This window comes from Roseomonas sp. KE0001 (assembly GCF_016107285.1).
Classification (GTDB): domain Bacteria; phylum Pseudomonadota; class Alphaproteobacteria; order Acetobacterales; family Acetobacteraceae; genus Pseudoroseomonas.
The window spans coordinates 284,228-298,790 of sequence record NZ_RCVQ01000002.1 but is presented as its reverse complement, the minus strand read 5'-3'; the positions used below and the strand labels follow the sequence as shown (position 1 = coordinate 298,790).

Genomic DNA, 14,563 nt, shown 5'->3' with positions numbered 1-14,563 from the left:
TATGGGCGGTGGCCAGCGGAGCCGCTGGCCACCGCGCAAGGATGCCTTTCGGGATGCAGCAGCCGATGCAACGGGCACCCCGCCTCACCGTCCCGATTGTCATCTATTCCTTCGCGCGCCCCGACTATCTCGATCGCCTCTGCGCCTCGCTCCGGGCGCAGCAGGGCGTCAGCCTCGACGAGAGCCGCATCCACCTGCTGCAGGACGGCGCCGTCTCGCCGCGCTCCCAGCTCCGCCTCGCCGCCGATGCGGCGATCGAGCAGGCCATCGCCACCTTCCGCCGGCACTTCCCCGGCGGGCAGGTGCATGCCGCGCCGGCCAATCTCGGCATCGCCATGAACCTGCAGCGCGGCGAGGCCCTGGTCTTCGAGGAGCTGGACGCCGAGATCGGCTATTTCTTCGAGGAGGATCTGGAGCTCGGCCCCTTCTACCTGGCCATGCTGGAGCATCTGGCGGCGCAGGCGGCGGCGCTGCCCCGGCTCGGCTACTTCGCGGCCTATGGCCGGCACCGCCAGGCCAGCGATGCCGATCATCCGCGCCTCGTCCAGATGGAGCACCACTGGGGCTTCGGCCTGACGCGCCGCTGCTGGCGCGCCATGCAGCCCTGGCTCGCCCCCTTCCTCGAGGTCTGGCGGCGGATCGATTATCAGGGCCGGCCGCATCTCCACCTGGCCGGCCTGTACCGCGACAAGCCGGTCGCCAGCGCCCTCTCCTCGCAGGACGTGGCCAAGACCCTGGCCTGCTCCGATCTCGGCTTCGCCCGCGTCAACACCGATGTCTGCTACGCCCGCTACATCGGCGAGCGGGGCGAATCCTTCCGCGCCGACAGCTACCGGCGCAACGGCTTCGACCGGATGGACTTCGTCACGCGCTGGCCGGAGACGCCGCCGCACCTGGAGGCGGCGGCGCTCGACCGGCTCGCCGCCGCCCGCCGCGCGCGCGACGTCGCCTATCGCGAGACGCGCTACGAGGCGCAGCTGGCCGAGATGGGGCAGCGGCTCTTCGACCCCGACCGGCCGGCGACGCGGCAGGACATCGAGGAGGTCTGGCGCGTCCTGCTCGACCGCCTGCCGGAGGACGAGGCGTATTTCGCGCGCAATGTCGGGCACCGCACGGTACGGCAGATCCGCACCACCCTGCTGCGCAGCCGCGAGGGCCGCAGCAAGACCTTCTACCTGCCGCCGGCCGACTGAGCCCCGCTTCCGGTTGCGCCTTGCCGAGGCGCGCCACCAGGACTAGCAACCCCTGTGGGGACGGCACGCGGCAGGCCCCGGATCTCAGGAGACCCTTCCGGCATGGCCGAGACCCCGCGCCCGATCACGGTGCCGATCGTCATCTTCGCCTTCGATCGCGGCCACTACCTCCGACGCTTCTGCGAGTCGCTGAAGGCGCAGCAGGGCGTCACGCTGGATGAGTCGCGCATCGTGCTGATGCAGGACGGCCCGGTCTCCCGCCGCTCCGGCGTCCGCTACGCGGAGGACGCGGCCATGGCCGAGAGCGTCGCCGCCTTCCGCGCCATCTTCCCCGGCGGGCAGGTCGTGGCCAGCACAGAGAATCTCGGCATCGCCTTCAACCTGCGCCGGGGCGAGCGCCACGCCTTCGAGACGATGCAGGCCGAGACGGCCTACTTCTTCGAGGACGATCTGGAGCTGGGCCCCTTCTACCTGCTGATGATGGAGCGGCTGCGCGAGGCCCTCGCCGGCTTCCCCGAGGTCGGCTACTTCGCGGCCTACGGCGATCACCGCGCCAGCCCCGACCCGGGGCGGGTCCAGATCGTGCCGCTGGACCATCACTGGGGCTTCGCCCTGCGGCGCGACGCCTGGCGCCGGGTGGATGCCTGGCTCAAGCCCTATTTCGACATCCTGGGCAGGACCGACTACCCCAACCGCAACCATCTCGGCGTCTTCCGCTGGCTGGAAGGCCAGCCGATGGCGATCGACAAGTCCTCGCAGGATGCCCTGAAGGCCGTGGCCTGCGCGCAGCTCGGCATCGCCCGGGTGATGACCGACATGTGCTTCGCCCGCTACATCGGCGAGAAGGGCGCCTCCTTCAGCGAGAAGCGCTTCCGCGAGCTGGGCTACGACCGGATGGAGGCGGCCACGCGCGGCGACATCCCGCTCGAGGCGCCCGGCGCGGCGCGCATCGCCGACATCCTGGCACGGCAGCAGGCGCATTTCCGCCAGTTCCGCGAGCGCGAGTTCGACGGTTTCCTGGCGCGCTATTCCGGCCGCCACTGGGACCCCGAGCGGCCGCTGACGCGGCAGGATGTCGAGGATCTCTACCGCCTGCTGCTCGACCGCCTGCCGGAGGGCGAGCATATCTTCGAGCAGTATGTCGGCCGCCGCTCGGTGCGCAGCCTGCGCGGCATCATGTTCAACAGCCGCGAGTTCCGGGGACGCAACACGGGCGGCTGAGGCGCCGCGGCTCAGCGCAGCAGGGCCGTCAGCGCAGCAGAACGGGCAGCATCAGGTCCAGCCGGAGCCGCCCCTCCCGCGTCGCCGCCAGCCGGCCTTCCGGCGTCCAGCGCAGGTAGTCCTCCTCCAGGCAGGCGGCGAGCATCGCCGGGTCCACCGCCTCCTCCAGCGGGACGCCGGTGCGCGCCGCCAGCCGCGCCGGGTCCACCCCCTCGGAGAGGCGCAGCCCCATCAGCAGCGCCTCGCGCGCGCGGTCGGCGGGCGCCAGGATCTCGGTCGCGGTGATGCCGTGGCCGGTGGCCTCGACCCGGGCCAGCCATTCCTCCGGCGCCCGGTGCCGCCGCGCCGCCACCAGCCCTTCGCCCAGGTCCAGCCGCTGGTGCGCCCCGGCGCCGATGCCGATCGTGTCGCCATAGCGCCAGTAGGCGAGGTTGTGCCGGCTCTCCGCGCCCGGCCGCGCGTAGTTCGAGACCTCGTAGGGCAGCAGGCCGTAGCGCGCCGCCTCCTCGGCCGTGGCGGAGTAGAGCGCGGCGGCCTCGTCGCCTTCCGGCAGGACGAAGGCGCCGCGCGCATGCTCCGTCGCGAAGCGGGTGCCGGGCTCGATGGTGAGCTGGTAGAGCGAGAGATGGTCGGCGGCGAGATCGAGCGCCCGGCGCAGCTCGGCCCGCCAGTCCGCCTCCCGCTGCCCCGGCCGGGCATAGATCAGGTCGAAGGAGAGGCGCGGGAAGAGGCCGCGCGCCGCCTCCAGCGCGGCGATGGCCTGGGCCGCGTCGTGCCTGCGGCCGAGGAAGCGCAGCGCCGCCTCCTCCAGCGACTGCACGCCGAGGCTGGCGCGGTTCACCCCGGCGGCGCGGATCTCGGCCAGGCGCGAGATCTCGACGCTGGTCGGGTTGGCCTCCAGCGTGATCTCGATGTCGGGCAGCGGGTCGAAGAGGCGAAGCGCATCCTCGATGACGGCCGCGACGACGCCGGGCGGCATCAGGCTGGGCGTGCCACCACCGAAGAAGATCGAGGCCAGCTTCCGCCGCCCCACCCGCCCCGCCTCATAGGCCAGCTCCCGCCGCAGCGCGGCGCCGAAGCGCGCGGCGTCGACACGCTCGCGGACATGGCTGTTGAAGTCGCAATAGGGGCACTTGGCGGCGCAGAAGGGCCAGTGGACATAGAGCGCGAGGGGTTCGGACATGCTGGCGGCGATATGGCGCCGACGATGGCCGGAGGGAAGCGCGGCCGCGCGCCGGCCTGCCATCCGCGGGCGGAAGGACATCCGGCCCCTTCCTCTCGCCGCGCTTCCGGTGCGACTGTCGGGGTGTCCGGCCTTCCGTGACCCGGAACCGGACCCGCAGGAGAGAGCCGATGCCCGACCCGATCTCCGCGCCGCCCGCCGGACTGCGCCGCGCGACCCCGGCCGAGGCCGGCGCCGTCCGTGACCTGACCCGGGCCGCCTATGCGCGCTGGGTGCCGGTCATCGGCCGCGAGCCGCGGCCGATGACGGCCGATTACGACCGGGCGGTGCGGGAGCACCGCATCGACGTCGTGGAGCGCGACGGCCGGATGGTGGCGCTGATCGAGCTACGGCCCGAGGCCGACCACCTGTTGATCGTCAATGTCGCCGTCGCGCCGGACTGCCAGGGCCGGGGCCTCGGCCGCGCCCTGCTCGCCCATGCGGAGGCGGTGGCGCGCGGGCTCGGCCTGGCGGAGCTGCGGCTCTACACCAACAGCCGCTTCCTCGAGAACCTGCGGCTCTACGCGAGGCTGGGCTATGCGGTGACGCATGAGGAGAGCCTGCCGCCCCTCGGCGTCGTCATCCATATGCGCCGGCGCCTGGACTGAGGCGGCGGGCCCGAGGGGCGGACCCGGCGGCGCGTCAGCGCCGGCCCAGGGCCAGATGGACGCCGAAGCCGATGAAGACGCCCCCGGTCAGCCGGTCCATCCAGCGCAGCACGGCGGGACGGCGCAGCAGGCGCCCGAGGGGCTGGCTGGCCAGGATCAGGGCGGCGCACCAGGCGATGCCCATCGCCACGTGCAGGACGGCGAGCAGGAAGGTCCAGGGCGCGGCGGGCAGGCCGGCGGGGACGAACTGCGGCAGGAAGGAGATGTAGAAGACGCCGATCTTGGGGTTCAGCAGATTGCTCAGCAGCCCCCTGGCGAACCAGCCGAGGCGGAGCCCGGTGGCCGCCGGCTCCGCCGCGAAGCGCTCGCGCGGCCGCCAGAGCAGGCGCAGGCCGAGCCAGCAGAGATAGGCGGCGCCGGCCCATCGCAGCGCCTCGAAGGCGAGCTGCGAGGCGGCCAGCAGCGCCCCCAGGCCGAGCGCCACCGCCGCGCCCCAGAGCAGGCAGCCGAGGTTGATGCCGAAGGCCGCCCGGGCCGCCTGCCGCGCGCCCTCGGCGGTCGCGGTCCGCAGCACCAGCGCGGTGTCGAGCCCCGGCGTCACCGTCAGCAGCCCGGCGGCGAGCAGGAAGGCGAGCAGGGATTGCGTGATGGTCATGCGTGGCTCCGCCCGGCACAGGGCACCCAACCCGGCCGGGGCGGAGCCTAGCGCGGCGCCGCCCGCGGCGGAATCGCCGGGAAGCGATGCCTGATGCGGCCTGACGGCAGGCCGGTCTGGTCCGGGGGCGGCGGAATTCTCCGCAACGTCATGTCGCCGCGACCGGATTGGCTTGACCCGGCGAGGCCGCATCCGCAACTCTGCCTCCAGCATGACGCGCCCTGGATCGCCGCTCGAATCCGCGGTCTCGGGGGGTGAAGCCGCTTGACCCGCGGCCACGCGCCCCGCACATCCGCCCAGTTCGCCGCCCCGGACCGGGGTGGCCCTGGCCGGCCTGTGCCGCCGGGCACCGCCCTCCCCCCGATGTCCAGGGTGCTTCACGTCATGACCACCTCGCCCACCGCCCCGCGCAAGCGGCTCTTCATCCGCACCTGGGGCTGCCAGATGAACGTCTATGACAGCGCCCGCATGGCGGATGTCCTGGCGCCGCTGGGCTATGGCCCGGCCGAGACGCCGGAGGAGGCCGACATGGTCATCCTCAACACCTGCCATATCCGCGAGAAGGCGGCGGAGAAGGTGTTCTCGGACCTCGGCCGGCTGCGCCTGCTGAAGGCCGGGAAGGAAGCGGCGGGGCAGAAGATGGTGCTGGCGGTCGCCGGCTGCGTGGCCCAGGCCGAGGGCGCCGAGATCACCGCCCGCGCCCCCTGGGTCGATATCGTGCTGGGGCCGCAGACCTATCACCGCCTGCCGGAGATGGTGGCCCGCGCCAGCCGCGCGGCGGGCGCGCAGATCGACACCGATTTCCCGGTGGAACAGAAATTCGACCTGCTGCCCGAGGTGAACGCCAGCCAGGGCCCGATCGCCTTCCTGACCATCCAGGAGGGCTGCGACAAGTTCTGTTCCTTCTGCGTGGTGCCCTACACGCGCGGTGCCGAGTTCTCCCGCCCCGTCGCCGCCATCCTGGCCGAGGCGCGGCGGCTGGTCGCCGGCGGCGCGCGGGAGATCGCGCTGCTCGGGCAGAACGTGAACGCCTGGCATGGCGAGGCGCCGGACGGCTCGGCCTGGACGCTGTCGCGCCTGCTGTACGCGCTGGCGGAGATCGATGGGCTGGCGCGGCTGCGCTACACCACCAGCCACCCGCGCGACATGGACGATGCGCTGATCGCGGCGCATGGCCGCATCCCGCAGCTGATGCCCTTCCTGCACCTGCCGGTGCAGAGCGGCTCGGACAGGGTGCTCCAGGCGATGAACCGCCAGCACAAGGCCGAGCTGTTCCTCCGCATCGCCGACCAGCTGCGCGAGGCGCGGCCCGACATGGCGCTCTCCTCCGACTTCATCGTCGGCCATCCGGGCGAGACGGATGCCGACCACGCGGCGACCATGGCGCTGGTGGAGAAGGTCGGCTTCGCCCTGGCCTATTCCTTCAAGTATTCGCCGCGTCCCGGCACCCCCGCCGCCGGCCAGCCCCTCCAGGTGGCCGAGGCGGTGAAGGATGCGCGGCTGCAGGAATTGCAGGCGCTGCTGCGGCGCCAGCAGGATGATTTCAACCGCGCCTGCGTCGGGCGGGAGTGCGAGATCCTGTTCACCGGGCCGGGGCGGCATCCCGGCCAGATGGTGGGCCGCACCCCCTGGCTGCAGCCGGTGCATGTGACCGGCCCGGCCCGCCTGGCCGGCAGCCTGGCCCGGGCGCGCATCGCCGCCGCGCACCCGAATTCCCTCTCCGCCCTGCTTCTCGAAGAGAAGGAGCTTGCCTGCGCTTGAGCAACACCGCCCCCATCGCGCTCCGCGCCAATCCCCGCGCCCTGGACCGGCCCCTGATGGCTGACACCGTCTCCGCCGCCCGCTCCGTCACCCTGCAGTTCGACGACAACGCGCTGCTGCCGCTGCTCTATGGCGAGCATGACCGGCACCTGGCGCGGATCGAGCAGCGGCTGGGCGTGCGGCTGGCCAGCCGGGGCAACCGCCTGTCCATCATCGGCGCGCCCGAGGGCAGCCACGTGGCGGAGCTGGCGCTGCGCAGCCTGTGGCGGCAGCTGGAGCGGGGCGAGACGGTGGGCATGGCCGAGCTGGAGGCGGCGCTGCGGCTGGCGGAAGGCCAGCCCGCCGCGCCCGAGGGCGGCGCCGAGCCGCGCCTGCCGCTGGCCGACCTGCCGGCGATCCGCACCCGCAAGGGCGCCATCGCGCCGCGCAGCCACGCCCAGGCGGCCTATATCGAACAGCTGGCGCGGCGCGACATGGTCTTCGGCATCGGCCCGGCCGGCACCGGCAAGACCTACCTCGCCGTGGCCCAGGGCGTGGCCCTGCTGCAGGCCGGGCGGGTCGACCGCATCGTGCTCTCGCGCCCGGCGGTGGAGGCCGGCGAGCGGCTCGGCTTCCTGCCCGGCGACATGAAGGAGAAGGTCGATCCCTATCTCCGCCCGCTCTACGACGCGCTGCACGACATGATGCCGGCCGACCAGGTGCAGCGGCGCATCGTCTCGGGCGAGATCGAGATCGCGCCGCTCGCCTTCATGCGCGGCCGCACGCTGGCGCATTGCTACGCCATCCTGGACGAGGCGCAGAACACCACCCCGGCGCAGATCAAGATGTTCCTCACCCGCATGGGCGAGGGCACCCGGATGGTCGTCACCGGCGATCCCTCCCAGGTGGACCTGCCGCCGGGGCAGCGGTCGGGGCTGGTGGAGGCGCTCGCCATCCTCGACGGGGTGGAGGGCATCGGCGTCAGCCGCTTCGGCGAGCAGGACGTGGTGCGACATCCGCTGGTGGCGCGCATCGTCGCCGCGTATAACCGTGCCGATCAGTCGGCCGGTGGCCTCGCCAGACAGGGCGGGCCGGACGGCGCCGGGGCGGGACTGGCCCGCCGCGGCAGGAAGGAGAGTGATGGAACCGGGAAGTAGTGCGCCCGGCCACCGAGGGGTGGCTGGGCTTTCGGAGCCGGAGGTCGTCGTTGTCATCGATGCCCCGGCATGGCGCGCGGTGGTGCCGCGGGCCGAGGAACTGGCGCGCCGCGCCGCTGAAGCCGCCTGGGCCGAGATGGCCAGCGACGGCTTCGACCTGCGGGAGGCCCCGCCGGGCGCTCCGGCCGGGGCGATGACCGTGCTGCTGACCGACGATCGCTCGGTGAAGCGGCTGAACGGGCGGCATCGCGGCAAGGTCAAGCCGACCAACGTGCTCTCCTTCCCGGGAGAAGGCTTCGGCCATCTGGGCGACATCGCTCTCGCCCTCGGCGTGGTGCGGCGCGAGGCGCGAGGCGCCCGGCGCCGCGTGGCCGCGCATCTGGCGCATCTGGTGGCGCATGGCACGCTGCATCTGGGCGGCCATGACCACATCGCCGCCGGCGAGGCCCGCCGCATGGAGCGCGCCGAGGCCCGCATCATGCGCCGCCTCAACATGCCCAACCCCTGGCGGGGCGTGACATGAGCGAGACGCGCGAGACCCGCGAGGGCATCCTCTGGAGGCTGCAGGGCCTGCTGCGGCGCCGCGCCGCCGAGAGCGTGCGCGATCAGGTGGAGGCCCTGGTCGAGGGCCGGGACCACAACGAGCACCACGAGCATGACGGCCCGCCACGCCCCGAGCTGGACGCGCAGGAGCGCGCCATGCTGGCCAATGTGCTCAAGCTGCGCGGCAAGACGGCGGCCGATGTCATGGTGCCGCGCGCCGATATCGTCGCCATGTCCGAGGACCTGACGCTGGAGCAGGCCATCCGGCTGATCCAGCGCGAGGGCCACAGCCGCTTCCCGGTCTACCGCGAGCAGCTCGACGAGATCGTCGGCATGGTCCACATCAAGGACGTCTTCGCCAGCGTCGGGCGCGAGGCGCCCTTCAGCATGGCCGCGGTGATCCGCAAGCCGCTCTTCGTCGTGCCCTCCATTCCGGTGCTGGACCTGCTGCTGCAGATGCGCCAGGCGCGCATGCATCTGGCGCTGGTGGTGGACGAGTATGGCGGCATCGACGGGCTGGTGACCATCGAGGACCTGGTCGAGACCATCACCGGCGACATCTCGGACGAGCACGACGAGGACGCCCCGCCGCAGATCGTCGAGCGCCCCGACGGGTTGATCGACCTCGATGCCCGGACCCCGATCGAGACCTTCGAGGGCCGGATCGGCCCGGTGCTGACCGAGGACGAGCGGGAGCAGGACATCGACACGGTGGGCGGCCTGGTCTTCACCCTGGCCGGGCGCGTGCCGGCCCGGGGCGAGCTGGTCTCGCATTCCTCCGGGCTCGAGTTCCGCGTGCTGGACGCCGATCCGCGCCGCATTCGCCGCCTGCGGGTGCGACGCCCGGGGGTGAACGCGGCCACCCAGAAGGCCGCCGCGGAATAGCCGCGCGGCCGGGGGGGCCGCCCCGCCCCTCCCCCTGGCCCCGGCCGTGGGCCTCCGGCAATTCCGCCCGCGCGCCATCCGCGCTAAGCCGGCGCCTCCCGCGATGTCGAGGGATAGCCGTCGCCTTGTCCTCCCTGCTCCTGCGCCGCCCCTTGCTCGCCGCCTTCGGGCTCGGCCTCCTCTCGGCCCTGGCCCTGCCGCCGCTGTACCTCGTGCCGGTGCTGCTGCTGGCCATTCCCGGCCTGCTGCGCCTGCTGGACGCGGCACCGGACTGGAAGCGCGCCGCCCTGACCGGCCTGGCCTGGGGCTGGGGGCATCACCTCCTTGGCCTCTACTGGATCAGCCACGCCCTGCTGACCGATCCCTGGCGCTGGGGCTGGCTGGTGCCGATCGCCGTGCCGGGGCTGGCCCTGCCGCTGGCCGCCTATGTCGCGGTGGCCTGCCTGCTGGCCTGGTGGGCCCGGCCAGGCTGGCGGCGCTGGCTGGCCCTGGCCGGCGCCTGGGTGGCGATGGAGATCCTGCGCGGCCACCTCCTCACCGGCTTTCCCTGGAACCTCCTCGGCACGGTCTGGGCCTTCCATGCCCTGCCGCTGCAATCCGCCGCCTGGATCGGCGTGCACGGCCTGTCCCTGCTGACGCTGCTGCTGGCGGGCCTGCCGCGATTCGGCCGGCGCGGCTGGGCGGCGGGCGCCCTGGCCCTGGCGGCGCTCGGCCTGTTCGGCGGGCTGCGCCTGGCCCAGCCGGAGCCGGCGCCGCCGGGGGTCAATCTTCTGCTGGTCCAGGGCAATGTCGCGCAGGAAGCGAAGTGGCGCGAGGATCAGAGGTGGCCGATCTTTCGTCGCTACCTGGAGTTGAGTCAATCAGGAGCCGTTCAGGCCCCGGCGGAGGTGCCGCTGGTGGTCATCTGGCCCGAGACCGCCAGCCCCTTCCTGCTGCCGAACGATCCCGCCGCCCGCGACTATGCCAGCCGCGTGCTGCCCCCCGGCGCGGTGCTGCTGGCCGGATCGGTGCGCGCCGAATGGGGGGCGGACCAGCGGGCGGAGCGCGTGTTCAACAGCCTCTCCGCCATCGCGCCGGACGGGCGGCTGCTTGCCGTCTACGACAAGGCGCATCTCGTGCCCTTCGGCGAGTACATGCCGCTACGCGGGCTGATCCCGATTCGCGTGGTGCAGGGCGGGCTGGATTTCTCCGCCGGCCCCGGCCCGGTGGCGCTGGCCCCGGCCGGCCTGCCGCCGTTCAGCCCGTTGATCTGCTACGAGGTGATCTTCCCCGGCGCGGTGGCGCCCGCGTCGCGCCCGGCCTGGCTGCTCAACATCACCAATGATGCCTGGTTTGGCGTCTCCGCCGGCCCCTACCAGCATCTGGCGGCGGCGCGGCTCCGCGCGGTGGAGGAAGGGCTGCCGCTGGTGCGGGTGGCGCAGACCGGCGTTTCCGCGGTCTTCGACGCCTCGGGCCGGGTGACGGCACGGATCGGGCTGGGCGAGGAGGGCAGCGTCCTGGCGTCCCTGCCGGGCGCCCGGCCTGCCACCCCATTTGCACGTTTCGGTGATATTTTTGCAATCCTTTTCGCGGCACTGGCGTTTGGAGTTGCGAAACTGCCATCCGGCACACCGAAACAAGGGTTTGGTGACCGGATTCGTATCATAATTGAGAATTCTCGAAAGAGTTGACAAAAAGCTACCCGATCCTTAGATCCTACAACAGAGCAAGGCGATGGTCATGCAGGGAGCTGGCGGGTGGAACCCCGCCCGGATCCGCAGCAGACCTAGCGGTCTGTGGCAACTGGCGGAGGTTTCAGCATGGCGAGCGGCGAAGTTCAGGAGCGCACTGAGCGGGAACACCGGCCGAGCCCGATCGACGTGCATGTCGGAACCCGTGTCCGGCTGCGCCGTACCCTGATGGGGATGAGCCAGGAGAAGCTGGGCGAGGCGCTCGGCCTGACCTTCCAGCAGGTCCAGAAGTACGAGCGCGGCGTCAACCGGATCGGCGCCAGCCGCCTGTTCGACCTGGCGCGGGTGCTCGATGTGCCGATCGGTTTCTTCTTCGACGACATGCCCGACGCCATGGGCGGCAACGGCGCCCTGCGCTCGCGCATGGGCGGCTTCGCCGAGAGCCAGGAAGGCTTCGAGGATGACACCCTCCACAAGAGGGAGACGCTGGAGTTGGTCCGCGCCTATTACCGGATCACCGAGCCGGCCGTCCGCAAACGCGTCTTCGACCTGATCAAGAGCCTCGCGCCCACCGACGTCTGATGGCGCGGGGCAGGCCGGGGTAAGGCAGGCGGGAAGCCGGCCCTACCTCATCGGGATCGCCAGCGGAGTGGCCGGGCGATTCTGCCGCAACTGTGCCGCTCCCTCGCCCACAACACGTTCGACCGCCGCGCTCAACACCTTGCGGTTGGGGAACTCCTTCGGATCGACCGGCGGGTGCAGCAGCACCGTGACCTGCGCCGGCGGGCGATGCACCAGCCGCCAGAAGTGGCTGCCGATCTCCATGTCGCCATACCAGGCGTAATCCGGCCGGTCGCGCCGGCCCGCGGGCAGGCCGCCGACCCGGTCATAGACCACCGAGACCGGCTGCACGCGCGTCGCCGCATCCGCCACCGCCAGGAAGGAGGACCGGAACGGCAGCACGCGGGTGCCGTCGTTGCTGGTGCCCTCGGGGAAGAGGATCAGGCTGCCGCCTTCCCGCAGGCGGTCGCGCATCGCCCGGGCCTCGTCGCCAGTGCGGCCACGGCTGCGGCTGACGAAGACCGTTCGGCCCAGCCGGGCCACGGTCCGGACCACTGGCCATTCGCCGACCTCCGCCTTGGAGACGAAGGCCGCCTCCAGCGTGGCGCCCAGCACCGGGATGTCCAGCCACGAGGAATGGTTCGACAGGAAGAGCGTCGGATGATCCGGCGCCGGCGCGCCGACCACGCGCAGCCGCAGGCCGATCAGCCGGCAGGCGACCCGGTGGTAGAACCGGGCGAAGCGCCGCTTGCCACCCCCCGGCAGCCGCACCAGCACGCTCTGCACCGGGATGCAGGCCAGGGTCCAGAGCACGACCGAGACGGTGCGCCGGATAGCGCGCAGCCGCCGCCCGGATTCCGCCGGCTGCTCCCAGAGCGAGGGGGTCCCCTCCGGCAGGGCGGCCTTGCGCGGCATGTCCCTGCGGCGCGGCGCGGCGCGGCTGTCCTGGCCATCGGGCATCGGCGGCATCCTTCCTTCCGGCCTGATGCCAGCCTCAGTCCCTGCCGCCCAGCTGCAGCTCGTAGTGGCGGGAATACTTCCGGGTCACCAGATCGGTCTTGACCACGACGCAGACATCGGTGGTGTTGAACTGATCGTCGATCACCGCCCCGTCGCCGACGAAGCCGCCCAACCGCAGATAGCCCTTCACCAGCGGCGGCAGATCGGCCAGCGCGGCACGTGGATCGACGCGCGCGGCCTCCATCAGATCCATGGCCACATAGCGCTCGGCGAGGGCGCGCGGCCGTATCTCCGGCGGCGCCAGGTGGTTGCGGTAGAGGTAGGTGAGCTGCATCGCCAGGGCGTTGAGGTCGGTGCCGCGCAAACTGGCGCAACCGAACATCAGCTCCACCCGGTGCTTGGCGACATAGGCGGCGATGCCGGACCAGAGCAGCTGCATCGCGGCCTTGCTGCGATAGGCGGTGTCGACGCAGGAGCGGCCCAGCTCCAGCACCCGCTCGCAGGTGTCCAGCAGCGGGCCCAGATCGTATTCCGAGGCCGAGTAGAAGCCGCCCGCGCGCTCCGCGGCCTGCCGGCGGATCAGGCGATAGGTGCCCACCACCGCCGCGGCGTCCTCGCCCAGGTTGTGGTCCAGCACCAGCAGATGGTCGGCCACGGCATCGAAGGCATCGCTGTCCCGCCGGGCGGCGGCGGCGGCGGCATCGGGCTGGGCGCCCATCTCCTCGTAGAAGACGCGGTAGCGGAGCGCCTGGGCCGCGTCGATCTCGGCCGCCGTGGTCGCGATCCGGACGCCGAGATTGCCGCTGCGCAGTTCCCCGAAGCCGGCCTCCGCAGCGATCATGCATCCTCTCCGGCGCGGCGGCGCCCGGAGCGGCGCGCCGTCGTGGCCCCGGCCGCGCCCTTCGCCTCGGGCGCGCGGCGGCCGAAGAGTTCCAGCCGGTGGCCGATCAGGCTGAAGCCGAGGCGCGCGGCGATGGCCTCGGCCAGGGCCTCGTGCTGCGCGTCGGAGAACTCGATGACCTTGCCGGAATCGATGTCGATCAGGTGGTAGTGGTGGCCATGATCGGTCGGCTCGTAGCGGGCGCGGCCGCCGCCGAAGTCATGCCGCTCCAGGATGCCCTTCTCCTCCAGCAGCCGCACGGTGCGATAGACCGTGGCGATGGAGACGCGCGAATCGAGGGCCAGGGCGCGGCGGTAGAGTTCCTCGACATCCGGATGGTCGAGCGATTCCGAGAGCACGCGCGCGATCAGCCGGCGCTGCCCCGTCATCTTCAGGCCGCGCTCGACACACAGCCGCTCGATGCGCAGAGGATCGGGCTTGGTGGCCGCGGCGGTCTGGGGCGTATCGGTGCGCGTGTCCATGGGGATGGTCGGAAGCTCTCCTGTGCCGGGCGGCGAAGGTCCGCCTCTCCGTCCTCCGGCTTGTATGACACGATGGCGGGGGCCGCCAAGCCGGGCCCGTCCCGGCGCCACCGGTGGCCCTGTGGACCATCACCATGCCCGCGCCACGAGTCACCGCGACCGCCGACGCGGCTGCCATGCCACTATCGCCCCGGCAAGGCAAGGCGCCAGCGAAAACCTGCCCTGCGCGCCCCTCCGCCGCTGGCGCCGGAGGGTGGGAAACCTCAGCCCGCCGCGCCGCGCCGCGGGCGGGTGGTGCGCGGCTTGGTGCCGAGGCCGATCTTCTTGGCCAGGGAGGAGCGGTGGCGGGCGTAGTTCGGCGCCACCATCGGGTAATCCGGCGGCAGGCCCCAGCGTTCGCGATACTGCTCCGGCGTCATGTCATAGGCGGTCTTGAGATGACGCTTCAGCATCTTGAGCTTCTTGCCGTCCTCGAGACAGACAAGATACTCGTCCGTGACGGACTTCTTCACCGGCACGGCGGGCTGCGGCCGCTCGACCGGGGCCGGCGCGACGATCGGCGCGGCGCCAAGTCCGTGCAGCGTGCGATGGACCTGCTCGATCAGTAAAGGCACCTCGGCCAGCGGCACGGGATTGTTGGAAACATGCGCAGCGACGATCTGGGCCGTTAGTCCGAGCAATTCCCGGGCGCCCTGTTCTTCAGACATCCCTCAGCCTTTATGCAGAAATGTGAACACAGCCTAGACGCCGCCAACGTCATGACTTGAGTCAAGATATCGGCAGGTT

At 72.0% G+C, this 14,563-nt stretch carries 15 protein-coding genes; 9 read left to right on the top strand and 6 right to left on the bottom strand.

The window, feature by feature from the left end; all coding sequences use genetic code 11:
- Positions 1-53: 53 nt before the first annotated feature.
- A complete protein-coding gene (locus D9598_RS04970) occupies positions 54-1,193 on the top strand; it encodes a hypothetical protein (protein ID WP_198365291.1) in 1,140 nt (379 codons plus the stop codon).
- 102 nt (positions 1,194-1,295) lie between these two features.
- The gene (locus tag D9598_RS04965; protein WP_198365290.1) at positions 1,296-2,414 is read left to right on the top strand and encodes a glycosyltransferase family 2 protein; all 1,119 of its coding nucleotides are present in this window, start codon (positions 1,296-1,298) and stop codon (positions 2,412-2,414) included.
- 28 nt (positions 2,415-2,442) lie between these two features.
- Here the strand turns inward: D9598_RS04965 and hemW are convergent, their stop codons facing one another.
- Positions 2,443-3,597 carry a radical SAM family heme chaperone HemW gene (hemW, locus tag D9598_RS04960; RefSeq protein WP_198365573.1) on the bottom strand — a complete coding sequence of 385 codons (1,155 nt, stop codon included), beginning with the start codon at positions 3,595-3,597 and terminating at the stop codon, positions 2,443-2,445.
- A gap of 170 nt (positions 3,598-3,767) precedes the next feature.
- Between hemW and D9598_RS04955 the strand changes: the two genes are divergently transcribed.
- Positions 3,768-4,244: a GNAT family N-acetyltransferase gene (locus D9598_RS04955; protein WP_198365289.1), complete on the top strand. Its 477-nt coding sequence runs from the start codon at positions 3,768-3,770 to the stop codon at positions 4,242-4,244.
- 34 nt (positions 4,245-4,278) lie between these two features.
- On the opposite strand, the gene D9598_RS04950 is transcribed toward D9598_RS04955, so the two are convergent.
- Positions 4,279-4,899, bottom strand: a complete 621-nt coding sequence (locus D9598_RS04950) for a LysE family translocator (protein ID WP_198365288.1) — start codon at positions 4,897-4,899, stop codon at positions 4,279-4,281.
- Positions 4,900-5,283: 384 nt separating this feature from the next.
- Between D9598_RS04950 and miaB the strand changes: the two genes are divergently transcribed.
- From miaB to D9598_RS04920, 6 genes are all read left to right on the top strand, one after another.
- Positions 5,284-6,660: a tRNA (N6-isopentenyl adenosine(37)-C2)-methylthiotransferase MiaB gene (gene miaB, locus D9598_RS04945; protein WP_198365287.1), complete on the top strand. Its 1,377-nt coding sequence runs from the start codon at positions 5,284-5,286 to the stop codon at positions 6,658-6,660.
- 56 nt (positions 6,661-6,716) lie between these two features.
- Positions 6,717-7,796, top strand: a complete 1,080-nt coding sequence (locus D9598_RS04940; protein WP_198365572.1) for a PhoH family protein — start codon at positions 6,717-6,719, stop codon at positions 7,794-7,796.
- 19 nt (positions 7,797-7,815) lie between these two features.
- A complete protein-coding gene (gene ybeY, locus D9598_RS04935; RefSeq protein ID WP_370591933.1) occupies positions 7,816-8,319 on the top strand; it encodes an rRNA maturation RNase YbeY in 504 nt (167 codons plus the stop codon).
- The gene (locus tag D9598_RS04930; RefSeq protein WP_198365285.1) at positions 8,316-9,224 is read left to right on the top strand and encodes a hemolysin family protein; all 909 of its coding nucleotides are present in this window, start codon (positions 8,316-8,318) and stop codon (positions 9,222-9,224) included. Before ybeY ends, D9598_RS04930 begins: the two co-directional genes overlap by 4 nt.
- Before the next feature lie 125 nt (positions 9,225-9,349).
- Entirely contained in the window at positions 9,350-10,894 is a 1,545-nt protein-coding gene (gene lnt, locus D9598_RS04925) for an apolipoprotein N-acyltransferase (protein ID WP_198365284.1), read from the top strand.
- Between the two features lie 129 nt (positions 10,895-11,023).
- Positions 11,024-11,476: a helix-turn-helix domain-containing protein gene (locus tag D9598_RS04920; protein ID WP_198365283.1), complete on the top strand. Its 453-nt coding sequence runs from the start codon at positions 11,024-11,026 to the stop codon at positions 11,474-11,476.
- Between the two features lie 42 nt (positions 11,477-11,518).
- On the opposite strand, the gene D9598_RS04915 is transcribed toward D9598_RS04920, so the two are convergent.
- From D9598_RS04915 to D9598_RS04900, 4 genes are all read right to left on the bottom strand, one after another.
- On the bottom strand, positions 11,519-12,415 hold the full coding sequence (locus D9598_RS04915; RefSeq protein ID WP_232476909.1) for a 1-acyl-sn-glycerol-3-phosphate acyltransferase: 897 nt from the start codon (positions 12,413-12,415) through the stop codon (positions 11,519-11,521).
- A gap of 34 nt (positions 12,416-12,449) precedes the next feature.
- Positions 12,450-13,256, bottom strand: coding sequence for a GNAT family N-acetyltransferase (locus D9598_RS04910; protein WP_198365281.1), 807 nt, complete (start codon positions 13,254-13,256; stop codon positions 12,450-12,452).
- Entirely contained in the window at positions 13,253-13,777 is a 525-nt protein-coding gene (locus D9598_RS04905; protein ID WP_198365280.1) for a Fur family transcriptional regulator, read from the bottom strand. Before D9598_RS04905 ends, D9598_RS04910 begins: the two co-directional genes overlap by 4 nt.
- Before the next feature lie 263 nt (positions 13,778-14,040).
- Positions 14,041-14,484, bottom strand: a complete 444-nt coding sequence (locus tag D9598_RS04900; protein ID WP_198365279.1) for a MucR family transcriptional regulator — start codon at positions 14,482-14,484, stop codon at positions 14,041-14,043.
- Positions 14,485-14,563 lie beyond the last annotated feature (79 nt).